This window comes from Wolbachia endosymbiont (group A) of Rhinocyllus conicus, from assembly GCF_947250775.1.
Classification (GTDB): Bacteria; Pseudomonadota; Alphaproteobacteria; order Rickettsiales; family Anaplasmataceae; genus Wolbachia.
Window position 1 is genome coordinate 554,012 of sequence record NZ_OX366349.1, and the last position, 17,032, is coordinate 571,043.

Here is a 17,032-nt window from a genome sequence, read left to right on the forward strand (position 1 = left end):
ATTGGATAAGGTTATGGTATGAATGCTGTTGTAGGTTGTGAGGAAGTTGTTGACTTAAATAACAATAGTGGTGATTTAGATGCATTAAATGGACAACCTAATTTACAAAGAGAATCTTTTGCTACTTCAGAAAAACAGGAAGGACCTGTTGCTACTTTGGAAGAGCAAGAATCTGTTAGTAATTTAAAAAAAATATGTGCTGATTTTAGCATTCCACTAAGTATATTTCATTATAAAGGTTACGGCTCCGATTTTTTTACTTCCTGGTATAATATATCAAGCGAAATATTTAAGGAAATAAACAGAGCTTGCCTGGAGAAGAAAGTATTAAATTCAGCTCTGTCAGTTTTAATGTTTCCTTATGTTGCTTCTGTTGCATTGGGGTTAGTTATATATAAAACAAACAGTAAAACACAAACCAGTTCAGAGGAAAGTAAAACAAAAAAGAGTGAGGTAAGTACAGCAAAAAGATTGGCATATGGCGTTCTTGCTGCAATTGCAATTCTTGTTGATATAGCTGTGCTTATAGCCTTAATTATTCCTGCAACACCCGCCTTAGCTACTTTTTATCTTACAAACAGAAAGTTATCTCATTCTTTGGTTGCTGCTCTAAAAATAAGTAATGGGTTATATCAGAATGAACACCAGAATATTGAAGTGTCTTTTCGTGAAATAGATGCTGGTAAGTCAGACATTAAGTGGGATATGGAAGTTAAGTTTCCACCGCAATTTGAACAATTACTTAGAGATTTATATGAAGATAAAGATGGTAGTTGGTTTAATGTTGCACGTGATTCAGAACATAATACCATACTGAAATTATCAGCTAATATCAATTTAAAAAACGGCCTTAGGCCTTTACGTAATGAGATCAAGAATGTGCTTGCAATTTCGATTCAGGAATTCGCAAAGACTATGGAAGAGCTAATGAAGCTAGAAGGAAAAGATATTACATATGATAAGCTGAAGGAACTGTTGAACGAATTCAGACTGAAAGTGGTGGATAGTGTAGATTCTAAACTGGTGAATTACTTAATACAAAATGCTTATCGAGTTGCTTTTATACAAGCAATTAAATTTCAGCGAGATAGACGGGGAGAAGATTTTTCACTGGAAGATGAGCTAAGAAATACTTTAGTGAAACAGAAACTAGAAAGCCAAGGTAAAGAATTACCAAATGAGAAAGAGATGATAATAAAAGGTCTAAAAGAAGCAGGAGCAAAAGTGCCAGATGCCTTAGGCGATAGTGAGCTTTCTGTATTTAAAGCAGAATGGGGACGGCTTATACAAGAAGATAAAATAGCTAAGAAAACAATAATTGATGTTTATAAGGATACAGATCTTGGAAAAACAGAGAAAGCTCTAAATGATGCTAAAAAAATAATTGAAGATTTAAAAAAACAAGGACAAGAAAGATATACTAAGATATATGAAAAATTAAAAGCAGTATATGATGAGGGAAAAAATAACTTAACAAATGATGATTTAAAAAGGAAATTAGAAGGTCTTTTTAAATTCGAGTATGATAATCAGGAGGTTGAGCAAAGGCTAGTAAAATCAGTAATGAAAAAAGCAAAGGGTGAGTTAGGCCTATTAGGCACGCTAAGCTTAATAGACCAGTTTCGAAGTTTAGAAGAGGAGATAAAAGGTCCTTTTAGCAAGAAAAGTTTAAAAGAAGCTTCAGATAAAGTAAATGACTTTATAGCAAAGATATATTTAGAAATAACGAAATGTAAAATACAAAATTTATTCAAAGGCCAAGCAAAGGGTATAGAGGACTCATGTAAGCTGTTAGAGGAAAAGGAGCCGAATTTAGTGCAGAGGATTAATGCGCACCGAGCGGAAATTGCAGAATGCTTAAAGCAACCTATATCGTTAAGAAAAGTAATAGAAGGAAATGAGGATTTAAACAAATATTTAGAAGATGAGCAAAATAGAAGGGGGGAGAAGCATCCAAGTACAAAATTAATAGAGAAGCACTTGCAAAATAACCAAGAAATCCTAAAAGCATTAAAACAGTTAGAATTAGAAGAAAAAGGATTATTGATAAATGAAGAAACAAAAAATGATTATAGAGAAGAACTGGAATCTCGCGAAAAAATAAAATTTGCAATAATAGAAGATGAGTTGTTGGAGGTGCTCAAGCAAGAAATTTTTGATGAAAAAGAAATCAAGGAGTTATTAGAAAAAGCAGAACTAGAATACTTTTTAGCAGAAAAACGCATGAAAGGTCCTGCAGTTGAAATAAAGAATAATATCAAACACTTTTGTCAAGATTTATTGTCTCCTTTAATAAATAGGTTGGTGGAAAATATAGTAAATAATGTACCAAAAAGCGATAAGAGTTCATGGCTGCAACCTATAAAAGCTATTCAGACAGGCTTGGGATATATTAAAACAGGTCTTGCCGTTGCAATGTATGGGGATGAGAGCACAGAAGGAAAAGCGTTGAGTGTGGCACATGATACTCATAAGGAAATAGAGACATTTCTTCAACATTTTCATTCAAATTATGAAGGATTTGGAGCTTTTTTAGGCAATGTGTTTTCTGATGATGGAGAGACATTTAAAAATGATGTATGGCCTAAAGTAGAAGAGCATTTGCGTGGAATGTGGAATAGATTTTTTAAGGATGTTGAATTCAAGATTGGGAATAGATTGGATGAAGTAAGTGTGACACAGCAAAATCAGGAAACTGTGATTACGTTTTAATGACTAGTTCTCAAGGTTCCTCCGGTATTTTCACATACTAAATTAACTATAGCACTTGATTCTTTTTGGATCTCTTTTTCAGTTAAAGTGTGGATTGGAGAGCAGAAAGTAACTGACAATGCTATAGACATCTTATTCGGTTCTATATTGTTTCCATGGTATACGTCAAATACTAAAACTTCTGTGATGAGCTCTGAGCTTTTTTTTACCACATTGATTATGTTACCTACTTCCACATCCTTATTTACAATAAATGCAAAATCACGTTTTACACTTTGGTATTTATAATCGATAAATTTCTTTCTACTTACAGGTAAATTTTCAATATTTTCTAGTATTACCTCAAAACCTACAACTTTTTGCTTGATGTCAAAAAGATCTAATATATTAGGATGCAATTCCCCAAAACAACCAACTATTTTACTTCTAAAAGATAAGGTGCCTGACTTTCCTGGATGATAATATTCTTTTTCTGCTCTCTCTATCGTTAAATTATCGCAATTGACGTTAAAAAACTCCAAAGCTGCTATGCAATCAGCCTTTGCGTCAAAAACATCTACTTTCCTATCAATATTATAATGGTTTCGCGGTAAATTATTTCCTGTTCTTATTCCACTTAAGACATGTTTAGACTGAGCTTCACCATCGTAAATCGGCCCAATTTCGAAGATTGCAAGATCAGATACTCCATGGGCAATATTATCAGCAGTGACTTGCAATAAATTTGGCATAATACTTGGTCTCATCATATTAAAGTTATTGTTAAACGGATTATCGATGATAAATAACTTATTCGAGTAACCAAATTTTTCAGCTGTTGATTCACTCATAAACGACCAGGTTAGCACTTCATGAAACCCTCTGTTTGTCATCAAAATACGCAAATTGTCGTATGTACTATCTACTTCTTCAACATTATTTGGTAGTGGTTCTTCTTTTATTTTGTCATAGCCGTATATTCTTGTTACTTCTTCAATTAGGTCAGCAGGTATAGTCACGTCCGGTCTCCAGCTTGGTACTTGTACATTCCAATTGCCTTCGGTTTTTTTATCAATACTAAACCCTAGTTTCGTTAAAATATCGAACGTCTCATCAGGTGATACAGATACACTTCCAAACTTGTTTATATCTTGGTAATCAAGGCTTATCTTAGCATCATTCCGGCATGGTTTTTTCTGGATCCCAGTGTCAGCTACTTGGATGACAGAGGTGTATTCTTTATCTAGATTACCGGCAGACACTACGCTTGAGACTTCTCCACCACATAAATCCAAAATCATTTTGGCTGCAAGATTGAGTCCATCAAGGGTAAATCCAGGATCGATTGAACGTGCAAATCTGTAACTAGCGTCTGTGGAGATGCTGAGCTGTCTTGAAGATTTAGTGATAGAGATTGGATCGAGCAAAGCTAATTCCAAAAAAATATTGGTGGTTTCAAGAGTACATTCACTGCACTTTCCACCTATAATTCCAGCAACTCCATGAATATTTTTACTATCAGAATAAATGTTTATATTATTGTCCAGTAAATATTCCTTACCATTTAAAGCAAAGAAGCTTTCTCCATCATTTGCTTTTCTTATTGTAAGTTTGCCATCTACTTTGTTTGCATCAAACGCATGCATTGGACGATTAAAAGATATCATAATATAGTTAGTAATGTCAACTATTGTAGAAATGGAGCGCATTCCTATCGATTCCAATTTATCTTTTAGCCACTTTGGGCTTTCTTGATTTTTTACATTGGCGATGTATATTCCACTAATAAAACTTTCTCCGTCAGTCACTTCAACATCGATTGGTGAATTTATGGAGCTGGTAAGTTGTGGAATGCTTAAAGTCTTTAATGTCCCAATTCCAGTTGCAGCAAGGTCGCGAGCTATTCCATAAATGCCTAAGCAATCTCCACGGTTTGGAGTAACATTTATATCAATTACAGGGTCACAATTGAAAAATTTATCCCCTACTTTATAATCATCGGAAAGCTCGATTATTCCTTCACTTTCTTCTTGAACCAGCGCAAGTTCAGAAGCAGAGCAGAGCATCCCTTCACTTAGCACTCCTCGTATTTTTGTAGGCTTGATTGTGAAATCACTTTCTGGCAATGTGCTACCAAGAGATGCAAGCACAGTTTTCATACCTTCTCTAACATTGTTTGCTCCGCAAACTATTTGTAGAGTTTTACTTCTGTCATCTACTTTACATAATTTTAATTTATCGGCATTTGGATGAGGTGCAACTTCTAATACTTTTGCAACAATAAAACCAGCTAATTTGGTATTGTCGATCACATCTTCTACTTCTAACCCTATGTGAGTTAATTTATCGGTAATTTCTTCTAAACTAGCATTGGTTTCTAAGTGCTCTAATAACCAAGATAATGTGAATTTCATGAACCTTTAAAGAAATAAAAGAGTTATTGTAATATAAAATGTAGTGCTTTTAAAGCTTGTTGTAGTGGAATACTTCTACATCATAAACAATGATGTAGAAGCTTTTGTAACTTTATATCTTCTTGTAAAGAGAATCGATCTTCTCTATATCACCTTCTAAGTTTACTTCCATGAAATACTGAAGATTAACCTTATGGTCATCATGGTGAAAATGACAAACATAGCCGCCAACGGTTAGTGGTCCTAACGTGTTATGATTTTCATCTAATACTTGACCTATCATTCCATAACTACCGGTATTCTCATCAAAATAACCGTCAGTGAATCTAATATATCCATTACCAAATTCTTGCTCTAAGTTTAAAGGATGATTAGTGTTAATAAAATCTATTTCGTTCATAATAATACCTCACTAAAAATTAAATTATAATTAAAATAAGATGTTAAGTCAAGATATTGAATTATTTAATAAGATTAGTAAGTTTTAAAATACAGAGCTGACTGTAATTAACACTCTAATTACATATTTTGTTAATGTATCAATGTTATAATGATACAGGGCTTTATCTTAATTCTTGACTTTGTCCTATAAAATTCATACTTTATTTACTGTTTATAGTTCAGATTAAAATGGCATTAAATCCACTGGAACAGTTTAAAGTATATACAATAATAGAGTTACCTAGGTTATTTGGGTATGACGTAAGCTTTACCAATTCATCTCTTTTCATGATGATTTCGGTGATATTGGTGATACTCTTTTTGCTTTTTGGAATAAAGAAGGGGTCAGTAATACCAGGATATTTGCAAGCTGCAGTTGAGTATGTATATGATTTTGTTGTTTCAATAATAGAAAGTAACACTGGAAGCAAAGGCTTGCAGCACATTCCATTGATATTTACAGTGTTTATTTTCATTTTATCATGTAATTTGGTTGGTGTTCTTCCTTATAGTTTCACGGTCACAAGTCATGTGATAGTCACCTTCGCTTTATCGATGGTGGTTTTTATTTATATAACGATTGTTGGATTTAAAGAAAGGGGAGTAGAATTTTTACGCATATTGCTACCAAAAGGAACTCCTTCGTGGCTTGCACCTATAATAATTATTATTAAGTTGTTTGCTTATTTAGTAAGGCCGATTAGCCTATCAATAAGGCTTGCAGCAAATATGATTGCGGGTCATACAATTATCAAAGTGATAGCAGGGTTTATTGTAAATATGAACATATTTCTCACTCCTGCGCCGTTTTTGTTCATAATTGCATTGATAGGGTTTGAAGTATTTGTTGCAGTTTTACAAGCTTATATATTTACTATATTAACATGTGTATATTTGTCAGATGCAGTAAAGTAATTGACTTCCTTGCAGAATATTTTACAATTATATTATAAAGAAATGTTTAAAGGTAATATATGGATTTAGTAGCTTTAAAATTTATAGCAATTGGTTTAGTTGCGTTTGGAATGCTCGGTGCTGGTTTAGGTATAGCTAATATCTTTTCTGCTATGCTGAATGGGATTGCGAGGAATCCTGAATCGGAAGGTAAAATGAAAACTTACGTTTATATTGGTGCTGCTATGGTTGAAATAATGGGATTGCTTGCGTTTTTACTTGCAGTATTATTAATATTTGTTGCTTAACACATGCCGCAGCTTGATGTTTCAAACTTCTTTTCTCAAGTTTTTTGGTTTTTAATTTTTTTCTCTTCACTTTTTTTCGTAGTAAGTTGTTTATTTTTACCAAAGTTAGATGAAATAATAAGCACTAGAAGTAAAAAAGTATTGGATTCTTTTAATAGTTCTGTTCATCTTTTAAGACTCACGGAAGAGCAGATTGCCAAGTATAATGCCGCTTTAAACCAAGCTAGAATACAGGCAAAAAGGATCATAGATGATGCACTTGCTCAGGTAGAAGAAATGAGAGCTAATGTTAAGAATATATTAGAAGAGGAAGACAAAAAAAAGAGCAAGCTTATTGAAGAAAAAGTAGCAGAATTTAAATCTGAATATACTGATCAGTTAAAACAAATGGCTACTAGTATTGCTTTAATTTATTATACTAAATTGACCAATTCTGAAATTGAAGAGGAGTTTGTTGCTGACTTGGTGTCCAAAGAATTTTAGGGGTTTTTATGTCTACATCACTGATTATCGGTCTTGCCTTCTTGGTAAGTTTTGTCCTTTCGTATAAATTGCTAAAGAAAGTGATAAAAAATGCGCTTAACAATAAGCGTAACAAAAGCAAATTTTCAAGTGAAGAAACTGAAAAATTCAGGAAAGATATGTTGGAGTATTACAAAAAATCTTCTGAAAAATACAAAGAATTAGATGCAGAAGTTAATAAAATGATGAATGAAGCACTTGATAAAGCTAATAGTATCATTAAGCACAATAGACAGCAGCTAGATCAGACATTAGATGACAATGCCCATTCTAACTTGAAGAAAGTCACTGACCAAGTTGAAAAAGCTCTTGGAGACTTACAAGCTAACACAGCGAATATAGCTGCTGATGCTGTAAAAAAAATAATGCATGAACGTAAAGATGATAAGCGTAGTAGCGAGGTCATATCTTCATTTTCACGTGACTTAAATAAAAAATTGCATTAGGTTTAATGCAACAATTGCCTATACTTCAAGCTGATAATGTAGAAAAAATTAAGTTTGATTCTAGTTTATGCAAAGAGCAAGAGAAACTTTTTTACTATAAATTTAATATAATTCCTTGGCAAAAATTAAATGATACTACTTTTTTTATGGTTGAAGACACAAGCCGAGATATCAACCGTTGGGTCGAAGCTCATTACGGTATTGACTATGTATTAATAAAAGTGGATAGCGAACAGATTTTAAATCTTCTTAACTCGCACTTTGGTATTTCAGAATTTGCAAGCAACTACTTATATTACAAGAATGCTAATTTTTCAGCTAAAAGCATTAAACTAAGCTCAATATTTTTTGCTTCTTTCTTTATTGTAACTTCAATTTTAACACTAACAGAGAAATATACATATTTTGCTTTGATGTTGATATTTATAATCGGATGTTCTAGTTATTTATTCAAGTTTATAGCTACAATTTTTAACTTATGTGAAACCTCCAACCAAAAAGTGGATTATAATAAGCTGAATGAAGAAGATTTTCCTATATATACTATTTTATTGCCTGCTTTTAAAGAAAGTGCAGTGATAGAGCAATTGGTCGAAAGCATTGAAAGTTTGGATTATCCAAAATCGAAATTAGATGTGAAGCTTCAGGTAGAAAGTGATGACCAGGAAACGCTAGCAGCTATAGAAAAGTACACTTTACCACAGTATTTTGAAGTAATAAAAGTGCCTCATTCTTTGCCTAGAACAAAAGCCAAGTCATGCAATTATGCTATGAGCTTTGCTAGAGGAAAGTATGCAGTAATATATGATGCGGACGATAAACCAGACCCATTGCAGTTAAAAAAAGCACTGATTGAATTTAATAAGGGCGACGATAAGCTTGCCTGTGTACAGGCGAAATTAAATTACTATAATTGTGATTATAATTTTCTCACAAAATCCTTTTCTCTGGAGTATATGAACTGGTTTCAATACTTATTGCCTGGATTCCAAAAAATGAACATGCCAATGCCTTTGGGTGGTAGCAGTAATCATTTTTCAGTAAAAATTCTAAAAAAATTGTTTTTCTGGGATGCTTATAGTGTTACCGAAGATGCTGACCTTGGTTTGAGACTTGCGCAAATGGGATATAAAACCAGGATGATTGACTCAGAAACATTGGAAGAGTCACCAATTGCTGTATTTGCTTGGATTAAGCAAAGAGCGCGCTGGATCAAAGGCTATATGCAAACTTATATTGTTCATTTAAAAAATATAAAGTCTCTTTATAAACACACTGGATTTAAGGGAATTTTGCTATTGAATCTTTTTGTTGGCTCTGCAGCTTTTATATTTTTTACTACTCCATTTTTACTGCTTTCATTGATATTAACTAAAGTTTTAAATGAATTATTTTTGTACTACTTTGTAGTGGTATACGTTACTAACCTGATTCTTTTGGTAATAGCTGTCAAACAGCAAAAGATGCCTTTTTATTTTTATATAGTATCGATATTTTTTCCGGTCTATAGTCTGCTACATAGTGTTGCAGCTTTTCTTGCCTTATGGGAATTTATTCTTTACCCTGAGCGATGGAACAAAACTCAGCATGGTTTATGGAATCAAAACCTGTAGCTATTTGGCTTTTTCTCTGCTGTATTATGGTAATTCTCATGGTGGGGATTGGTGGATTTACCAGACTTTCAAAAGCAGGATTGTCAATCACGGAGTGGAAACCCATCACTGGAACATTGCCACCACTGAGTGGACAAGATTGGCTACAAGAAAAATTAAAATATGAAACTACACCTGAGTATAAAGCATTCAACTATGGTATGAGTATGGAGGAATTTCAGGCTATATACTTAATAGAATATGTACACAGATTGGTTGCAAGACTAACAGGTTTAGTTTTTGTCCTGCCATTTATATATTTTACATTAAGAAGAAAAATATCTAAAAAGGTAGTAATAAGGCTATTTGTGGCATTATTATTTGGAGCTTTACAAGCTTTTGCTGGTTGGTATATGGTTAAAAGTGGTTTAGTAACTGAACCTCATGTTAGCCACTATAGGCTTGCACTTCACTTATTATTAGCATTAATTGTCTTTGCATTATTGTCATATCAATTTTTTGATTATCAGCCAGCGTCACGTACGCAACTGCACGAACATTGCAATATAAGAGTAACTTTCACCAAGAAAGATGTCATCCCAGTGCGTGACACTGAGATGACAGGATTTCAATCTACTAACAGTAGTATATATTACACAATACTTATTCTGATTCTAATTGTAATACAAATAATTTTCGGTGCGTTTGTTGCGGGATTAAATGCTGGTTTGATTTACAATACCTTTCCACTAATGGACGGACAAATCGTTCCAGAAGATTTATTTTTCTTACACCCTATATGGCTGAATATCTTTGAGAACAGAGCAACAGTGCAATTTATACATCGAGCACTGGCATTGCTAATACTAGCTTTGGTAGTAATACTCACAGTAAAAAATGCTAGCGTAAAACCGGTATATATTATGCTGCTCTCCGTTATCATTCAGATCATTTTGGGTGTAATTACTCTATTATTGCACATACCAATAGCCATTGCCATAGCTCATCAAGTGTTTTCATTTATCTTGTTTGGGTCAAGTTTATACTTCTTGTGTTATTTAAGAAAGCAGAGCTAATACTACATCACCAATCTGCACATTTTTTCCTTCTTGAACGAGAATATTTTTTATCACCATTGCTGCTTCAGCACATATGATATTTTCCATTTTCATTGCCTCCACCACAAATAAAGGTTGTCCTATTTCCACCTGATCTCCTATATTTACGTGCAACTTAACTAATAAGCCAGATATTGGGGATTTTACAGCATCTGCTGAAATCCCTTCTGTTTCATTATTTAGCATTAACCTACTTAATTCAGCTACATGAGGCTTAAATATACAACACTCAGCTTTCATGCCTGCATGTCTTATGAAGTATTTGCTGCCTTGTTTTTCTACTTTAAATGTTATATCAGCATCATCATTAATTGTAATATATAGTAACTTATGACTTGATTTCCACTTGCCTACTACAGAGTATGTATTGTGGTTATATACTGTTGTTAATATATTATCTTGATATCTTGCACTTACGGAGTACTCATTGTCATTTATATTTACTATGAATAAATCTCTTGCACGGTCACCTGCCATCCGAGTAGCTGATACTGGTGCCCCTTCTTTTTTACTAGATTCCAGTGTCACGCACTGGAATGACACCTGAGGTGTTTCATTCACTGCTTTATGATGGTACCTTTCTTCATTTTCCAAATGAACATATAACGCAGTGAAAATAAATATTTTAATATACTCCTCTGTAACAAAATCGCCGTGAAACCCACTAGGGTAATGGTCTGGAATGAATCTCGTATGGAGCTTTGCTGCAATAAAATTTGGGTGATGGAAGATGGATTCTAGAAATTCTATATTATTTGTTACTCCTTCTATATAGCATTCAGACAATGCTTTTTGCATTCTACTGATCGCTTCTACTCTATCTTTTCCATATGTTATAACTTTTGCAATCATTGAGTCATAGAACGTGCTAATTTCTGAACCTGCAGCAACTCCATCATCTATTCTTACATAATCATTTCCACCTGGTTTATCGTAATATTTTATTCTTCCGCTGGAAGGGAAAAATTTCTTCGATGGGTCTTCAGCGCAAATTCTACTTTCTATTGCAGAACCAGTAAGTTTAATATCATCCTGATTGAATCTCAATTTCTCTCCACAGGAAGTTCTAATCATTTCTTCTACTATGTCTATTCCAGTTATAAATTCTGTTACTGGATGCTCAACTTGCAATCTCGTATTTACCTCAAGAAAATAGAAGTTTTGGTCTTTATCTACAACAAACTCAACAGTGCCTGCTGAAAAATAGCCAACTTGCTTTGCCAGAGAAACACATTGGGCATACATTTTTTGTCTTACTTCTTCACTAATAAATGGACTTGGAGTTTCTTCCATTATTTTCTGGTTATTCCTTTGTATCGAGCATTCTCTTTCTCCAAGACACACTATATTGCCATATTTATCTGCTATGATTTGTATTTCAATATGTCTTGGTAGTTCTATATATTTCTCTATAAAGATACTGCCATCCTTAAAACTTTTCTCTGCTTCATTTGTTGCTGATGTGAACGCTAGTTCAATTTCTTTTTTGGAATTTACAATTCGCATTCCTTTGCCACCACCGCCTGATGCAGCTTTTAGCATAACTGGAAAACCAATCTCTTCAGCAACGATGGCTGCATGAGCGACATCTTTAATCTTGCCCATATATCCTGGTACTACATTTACTCCAGCCTTTCTTGCCTCTTCTTTTGCCGTTATTTTGTTGGCTGTAACTTCTATTGTTTCTGCACTGGGGCCGATGAAGTCTATATTATGTTTTTGAAGAGCACGTGGAAAATCTGGATTTTCCGCTAAAAACCCATAACCAGGATGAACTGCCTGTGCACCTGTTTCAACTGCTACCTCGCATATTTTTTCGATGTTTAAGTAACTGAGGCAAGAAGGCGAAGGGCCAATATACCTCGACTCATCTGCTTGCCTTACATGCACAGAATTTATATCCGCATCCGAATATACGCATACACAAGATATATCCATCTTATGGGCAGTTCTGATAATCCTGCAAGCAATCTCTCCTCTGTTTGCTATTAAAATCTTACTGTACTTCTTTTCCGTCATCGTATCAGTATACTTTCTTAACTTAAGAAAGTAAATTTCTATATCATTGCCTGCAAGTAATTTCTAGCTTCATCAAACACCCAAACCTTCTCCTGCAAGTTGTACATTAGTTTCCACTAAAGTGCTTTCGTTATGCAAGGCATGTATCTCGTTACATGCCTTAACTGACAGGTATGTGACTCCGCCAGAAGCTATTGCAACCATCGAGCTTAGTGCAAAAGTCTGAGAAGATAGATACAGAAAATATAAAGATAAACACAAGGCAGCAATACACGCTATAGCCCCTACTATATATAAACACAGGTGAAACTTCTGATTACATATAAAGCTGTCTTTTATGTCTGCGATTTGCTTAATTTCTTTCTGTTGTGCAGCATCTAAGTAATAAAGAGGAGTTTCCCTTTTCTTATTAAAAGCATGGTCTTTACTGCAGAGCGCATCTTTAATATATTTTTTATTACATTTGAGTTCCTCTTTCAATCTGCTTACTTCTTTCCGATCTCCAGCTTCTTCTGCTTTTGTAATTTTGTTATCAGCTTCCGTCTCTAAGTAATGCACAATCTCTTTTACTGCAGGCAGCAAAATCCCACTCCTTGCTGCTTCATGAAATGGATTATTTCCATATTCATTATGCGCAGTTACAGAAGCAATGTTCTTCCTGCAAATGTCTACAAATTCATCTTTTTTTGGTATTCTTGCAGCTAGATGCAAGAGATTATCTGCCCGTACTATTTGTTTTGTTTTATCAAAAGGGCCGGTGTAACGCCAATTGATATTATCTTTATTATCTGAAAGCAATTTTGCTATATCTACAAGTCCATCCATAACTCACCTCGCTATATTCAACCAATAATAAATTATACAACATAACTCTTATGAAAAACAAGTAAATCTTATCTCTCAGAATAAATAAATTCCACATTGTTGCAAGCATAAATTTTAGCTATCATCATTTACATTACTGTAATAGACAAATATGCCAGACGTAGTCACTAGATTCGCTCCATCACCAACAGGGTTTTTGCACATTGGAGGGGCTCGTACTGCTTTATTTAATTGGCTCTACGCGAGGCACCATGGTGGCAGGTTTTTGCTAAGGATTGAGGACACCGACAGAAAACGTTTAACACAAGAAGCAATTGATGCAATTATAGAAGGGCTAAAATGGCTCGGTGTGAGTTATGATGGAGAAATAGTATATCAGTCAAAAAGAATAGAGCGGCATAAAGAAGTAGCAAACCTTTTAGTTGAGAAGGGTAGGGCGTATCACTGTTATTGCCCTGAAGATGAAGTTGCAGAAAAGAAAATAAAAGCAAGAGAAGAGGGCAAGATATACAAGCATAAATGTACTACAAAACCTCCTTCTTGTCATCCCAGTGCTCGACACTGGGATCCAGAAAAAAATATGTGGTCACGCGCTGGAATGACATCGGGTGTGAGGTCAGTTATCCGTTTCAAAGTGCCAGACTCGCAAGAGATCGTCGTTGATGATAAAATATACGGCCCAATCAAAGTAAGTAGCGAGCAGCTTGATGATATAGTGATCTTACGCTCTGATAACACTCCAACATATATTTTTGCCGTAGTGGTTGACGATCATGATGCTGGAATAACTGATATAATACGTGGCTCTGATCACCTAACTAACACCTTCAAGCAATTGCTGATATATCAGGCTCTTGATTTTGACATTCCACGCTTTGCACATGTGCCGCTTATCCATGGGGAAGATGGGAATAAGCTATCCAAAAGGCACGGTGCCACAAGCGTTTGCGATTATGAAAAGATGGGAATATTGCCAAAAGCGATGCGTAATTACTTGCTGAGACTTGGCTGGAGTCACGGCAACGATGAGATTATTAGCGATGAGCAAGCAATAGAGTGGTTTAATTTAGAAAGTATTGGTCGTTCACCTGCACGGCTCGATTTCAAAAAACTGGAGCATTTGAATAACCACTATATTAGTAATATGAGCAATGAAGATATTCTGACTCTAATGCTTAGAGAAAATACTCTAACTGACAAAAAAAAGGGCTATTTACTGCAGGGACTGACAGAGCTGAAAAAAAGAGCAAACTACCTGACCGAATTATTGGATTTAGCAAAATTTTATATTCAAGATCCGCCACTTGATTTAAGTGAAGAAGCTTGTCAAATTGTCAAATCTAACCTCAATATAATTAAGTTACTCGCATCATTTCTGTCAAAGATCGGTGATGAAAATTGGAATAAGGGTTTTTTATCTTCTCAGATCAAGGAATGTGCAAAATCACATGATATGAAAATAAGCAGTGTATACCACTCATTACGTGCCCCTATAACTGGAGTAATGGATGCACCTGGAATCATCGATATCATGGTGATTCTTGGTAAAGACGAGTGTATAAGAAGGTTACAAGCAATTTAAATGAAATAAGAAAATTCCTTGACAAACTCCGCCAGCCCCCTTATTATGACAATAAGGGTATTTATGACTCAAAACTTGTTTTTGACCTGCAGGCTCAATGACAAAATTCAGTAAAAAACTCAGGGTATTTATTGGCGGATTACATAAAATTATAGCGGCTGCATGTCTTTTTTATTTTTTCTACATTCAGCCAAATCGCGCTTATTTTAAGCGTTAGCACATTATTACAGCGCCACTTACAGTAATATAGAGTCAAAACTCGCACCACGGGGCTTCTTTTGCCTTTTTTTCATTTGGTAAATTTCTTAAACATTTATAGCTAAACGACAACCGTCATCCCGCTACGTGTTAGCGGGATCTCTTGTTAGCGGATGAGATACCGCGAATGAATCGCGGTATGACGGTTCGCGGTGGAATTACCCCGCCAACAATGTTGCAAATTTTTCTTTTCTTCTCGATTATTTCCAGGAGAGTTTGGTAGCTCTTTTACACGAAATACCACATTTACGTCCTCAAGGTTAATTTCAATTCTCTTGACTAACGTTCTAATAATATCACGTTTAGTTAGCCAGTCTGCGTTATCAAGGTTTGATGTAATATTGGAAGAAAAGTCTTCTAAATTGGTTACAACCAAAGTTAATTCCTGTTTTAATTTCTTTTGATCGAATATCCTTTTCTTCTCCTCTTCAATTGTTTTTAAACTTTGTTTCATTGCTTTAATTCGTGGTTCAAATTCTTCTTGATTAATATATTCTTGAGCATAACTATCAATAAGTCTAGCAATACCACGTTTTAATTTATTTTCTTGTTTCTCTAGTAAATCGCTTTTTTGATCCCATGATGATTTTTTAAGCTCTGAAAGTCTACGCCTGTATTCTTCTAAAACCCTATTTGGATTTTTCAATAAATGCTTAACCTCTTCCCAAACGGCTGTTTCTAATGCATCTGTACGAATGTGTTTATTATCACAAATTTTATTACCACCAAAACGGTAAGAATCTCTACCAATACAACGATAATAAGCATAATGATCAATTTTTTCTCCTCGCTTATTTCTTACAGGACTTCCGTAATATGCATAACGACAACGCTTACATACGATTAAACCTTGTAGTAAATATTTTGCTCCTCTTTCTCTTGTCCTTGCTATTTTTCTATTCTCAGCTAATTGTTCTTGAACTATATCAAATACATCTTCGTCCACTATATTTGGCACTTTAACATAAATCCAATTTGCTTTTTCAACAGAATAGGTAGAGTAATTATCTTTCGGTTGTTCACAAGAATGTTTCTGTGGTCTGATATGTTGTAACTTTATACCTACTTTTGTTTTACCAAAAGCCGCTTGTCCTTTGTAAGCAGGATTTTTTAACATACCCCAAATCACACTTCTATCCCAGTACTTTTTTCCTGTTCGTGTTATAATAGACATAGTGTTTAGCCGACGACACACTTCCCCAATACTTGTCCTTTCTCTTCCTATCCACAAAAATACTTTCCTAACAACATTAGCTTCTTCTTCGTTTATTTCAAATAAAGCTTGTCCTCCTCCCATATATTTATCTATATAACGATAACCATAAGGAGCTCCTCCCATTACGCTTACACAACCTTTATTAGCTGCATAAATCTTTCCGCGACGACTTCGTTCCATAATTTTCGCTCGTTCATATTCTGCTATCATACCTTGCATTTGTAACAGCAATTGAGATTCTGGATTATCGTTAATCTCATAATTTAAGAAAACCGTTTCTGCTCCTGCTTTCTCAAATTCTTCAAGTAATACCATTTGATATGCATATTTTCTAGATAAGCGATCAGGTGAATGAATGTAAATTCTATCAATTTTACCTTCTGTTACTTTATCACGTAACTTTTCTAGATCAGGACGGACTAGATTAGATCCACTGTAGCCATTATCAATAAATTTATACTCACTTAATAATTTGTATCCATCCGTACTAATTTGCTTCTCTAAAGCTGCAACTTGACTTGCTATTGTATTTTCTTGTGCTTGTTTCCCCGAAGAAACTCTTGCATATAAACTCACTGTTACCATTTGATCCTCCTTGAATCCCATTTTTATGTTTTAAATTTTTTTGGCTTACTTGCTTTGACACGGCTTTTTCATAAGCATCTAACAAATACTTTTCTGCCAACCGGTTAGTTTCATAGCTACA

Annotated in this window: 13 protein-coding genes; 8 read left to right on the forward strand and 5 right to left on the reverse strand. The window is 34.4% G+C overall.

Features of this window, described 5'->3' with window-relative positions; genetic code table 11:
• Positions 1 to 18 precede the first annotated feature (18 nt).
• Entirely contained in the window at positions 19 to 2,712 is a 2,694-nt protein-coding gene (locus OOK92_RS02805) for a hypothetical protein (protein ID WP_264736172.1), read from the forward strand.
• On the opposite strand, the gene pheT is transcribed toward OOK92_RS02805, so the two are convergent.
• Positions 2,709 to 5,105, reverse strand: coding sequence for a phenylalanine--tRNA ligase subunit beta (gene pheT / locus OOK92_RS02810; RefSeq protein WP_264736173.1), 2,397 nt, complete (start codon positions 5,103 to 5,105; stop codon positions 2,709 to 2,711). The two genes, OOK92_RS02805 and pheT, sit on opposite strands and share 4 nt — an antisense overlap.
• 112 nt (positions 5,106 to 5,217) lie before the next feature.
• Positions 5,218 to 5,505 carry a hypothetical protein gene (locus OOK92_RS02815; RefSeq protein ID WP_264736174.1) on the reverse strand — a complete coding sequence of 96 codons (288 nt, stop codon included), beginning with the start codon at positions 5,503 to 5,505 and terminating at the stop codon, positions 5,218 to 5,220.
• A 230-nt stretch (positions 5,506 to 5,735) separates the two neighbouring features.
• Here OOK92_RS02815 and OOK92_RS02820 point away from each other — a divergent pair, with 230 nt between their 5' ends.
• Genes OOK92_RS02820 through OOK92_RS02845 form a run of 6 tightly spaced genes read left to right on the forward strand, consistent with a single transcriptional unit; the run spans position 5,736 to position 10,384 of the window.
• A complete protein-coding gene (locus tag OOK92_RS02820; RefSeq protein WP_253309466.1) occupies positions 5,736 to 6,461 on the forward strand; it encodes a F0F1 ATP synthase subunit A in 726 nt (241 codons plus the stop codon).
• A 59-nt stretch (positions 6,462 to 6,520) separates the two neighbouring features.
• Complete coding sequence (locus OOK92_RS02825; RefSeq protein WP_250294934.1) at positions 6,521 to 6,748, forward strand: F0F1 ATP synthase subunit C; 228 nt, start codon at positions 6,521 to 6,523, stop codon at positions 6,746 to 6,748.
• A 3-nt stretch (positions 6,749 to 6,751) separates the two neighbouring features.
• Positions 6,752 to 7,231 (forward strand): F0F1 ATP synthase subunit B family protein, encoded by a 480-nt coding sequence (locus OOK92_RS02830; RefSeq protein ID WP_264736175.1) that lies wholly within the window; start codon positions 6,752 to 6,754, stop codon positions 7,229 to 7,231.
• A gap of 8 nt (positions 7,232 to 7,239) precedes the next feature.
• The gene (locus OOK92_RS02835) at positions 7,240 to 7,716 is read left to right on the forward strand and encodes a F0F1 ATP synthase subunit B family protein (RefSeq protein ID WP_064125097.1); all 477 of its coding nucleotides are present in this window, start codon (positions 7,240 to 7,242) and stop codon (positions 7,714 to 7,716) included.
• 14 nt (positions 7,717 to 7,730) lie between these two features.
• Positions 7,731 to 9,329, forward strand: a complete 1,599-nt coding sequence (locus OOK92_RS02840; RefSeq protein WP_319803920.1) for a glycosyltransferase family 2 protein — start codon at positions 7,731 to 7,733, stop codon at positions 9,327 to 9,329.
• Positions 9,311 to 10,384 (forward strand): COX15/CtaA family protein, encoded by a 1,074-nt coding sequence (locus OOK92_RS02845; protein WP_264736370.1) that lies wholly within the window; start codon positions 9,311 to 9,313, stop codon positions 10,382 to 10,384. The genes OOK92_RS02840 and OOK92_RS02845 overlap by 19 nt, the downstream gene beginning before the upstream one ends.
• On the opposite strand, the gene OOK92_RS02850 is transcribed toward OOK92_RS02845, so the two are convergent.
• Both OOK92_RS02850 and OOK92_RS02855 read right to left on the reverse strand, forming a co-directional pair.
• Positions 10,367 to 12,445, reverse strand: a complete 2,079-nt coding sequence (locus OOK92_RS02850; protein WP_264736178.1) for an acetyl-CoA carboxylase biotin carboxylase subunit — start codon at positions 12,443 to 12,445, stop codon at positions 10,367 to 10,369. The two genes, OOK92_RS02845 and OOK92_RS02850, sit on opposite strands and share 18 nt — an antisense overlap.
• Before the next feature lie 72 nt (positions 12,446 to 12,517).
• Entirely contained in the window at positions 12,518 to 13,270 is a 753-nt protein-coding gene (locus OOK92_RS02855; RefSeq protein WP_264736179.1) for an ankyrin repeat domain-containing protein, read from the reverse strand.
• A gap of 151 nt (positions 13,271 to 13,421) precedes the next feature.
• Here OOK92_RS02855 and gltX point away from each other — a divergent pair, with 151 nt between their 5' ends.
• Complete coding sequence (gene gltX, locus OOK92_RS02860) at positions 13,422 to 14,852, forward strand: glutamate--tRNA ligase (RefSeq protein ID WP_264736180.1); 1,431 nt, start codon at positions 13,422 to 13,424, stop codon at positions 14,850 to 14,852.
• 364 nt (positions 14,853 to 15,216) lie between these two features.
• On the opposite strand, the gene OOK92_RS02865 is transcribed toward gltX, so the two are convergent.
• Entirely contained in the window at positions 15,217 to 16,932 is a 1,716-nt protein-coding gene (locus tag OOK92_RS02865; RefSeq protein ID WP_264736181.1) for a recombinase family protein, read from the reverse strand.
• Positions 16,933 to 17,032: the final 100 nt, after the last annotated feature.

Coding starts and splice junctions, on each gene's coding strand:
- OOK92_RS02805 (WP_264736172.1), top strand. CDS start 19: ATGAATGCTGTTGTAGGTTGTGAGGAAGTTGTTGACTTAAATAACAAT.
- pheT (WP_264736173.1), bottom strand. CDS start 5,105: ATGAAATTCACATTATCTTGGTTATTAGAGCACTTAGAAACCAATGCT.
- OOK92_RS02815 (WP_264736174.1), bottom strand. CDS start 5,505: ATGAACGAAATAGATTTTATTAACACTAATCATCCTTTAAACTTAGAG.
- OOK92_RS02820 (WP_253309466.1), top strand. CDS start 5,736: ATGGCATTAAATCCACTGGAACAGTTTAAAGTATATACAATAATAGAG.
- OOK92_RS02825 (WP_250294934.1), top strand. CDS start 6,521: ATGGATTTAGTAGCTTTAAAATTTATAGCAATTGGTTTAGTTGCGTTT.
- OOK92_RS02830 (WP_264736175.1), top strand. CDS start 6,752: ATGCCGCAGCTTGATGTTTCAAACTTCTTTTCTCAAGTTTTTTGGTTT.
- OOK92_RS02835 (WP_064125097.1), top strand. CDS start 7,240: ATGTCTACATCACTGATTATCGGTCTTGCCTTCTTGGTAAGTTTTGTC.
- OOK92_RS02845 (WP_264736370.1), top strand. CDS start 9,311: ATGGAATCAAAACCTGTAGCTATTTGGCTTTTTCTCTGCTGTATTATG.
- OOK92_RS02850 (WP_264736178.1), bottom strand. CDS start 12,445: ATGACGGAAAAGAAGTACAGTAAGATTTTAATAGCAAACAGAGGAGAG.
- OOK92_RS02855 (WP_264736179.1), bottom strand. CDS start 13,270: ATGGATGGACTTGTAGATATAGCAAAATTGCTTTCAGATAATAAAGAT.
- gltX (WP_264736180.1), top strand. CDS start 13,422: ATGCCAGACGTAGTCACTAGATTCGCTCCATCACCAACAGGGTTTTTG.
- OOK92_RS02865 (WP_264736181.1), bottom strand. CDS start 16,932: ATGGGATTCAAGGAGGATCAAATGGTAACAGTGAGTTTATATGCAAGA.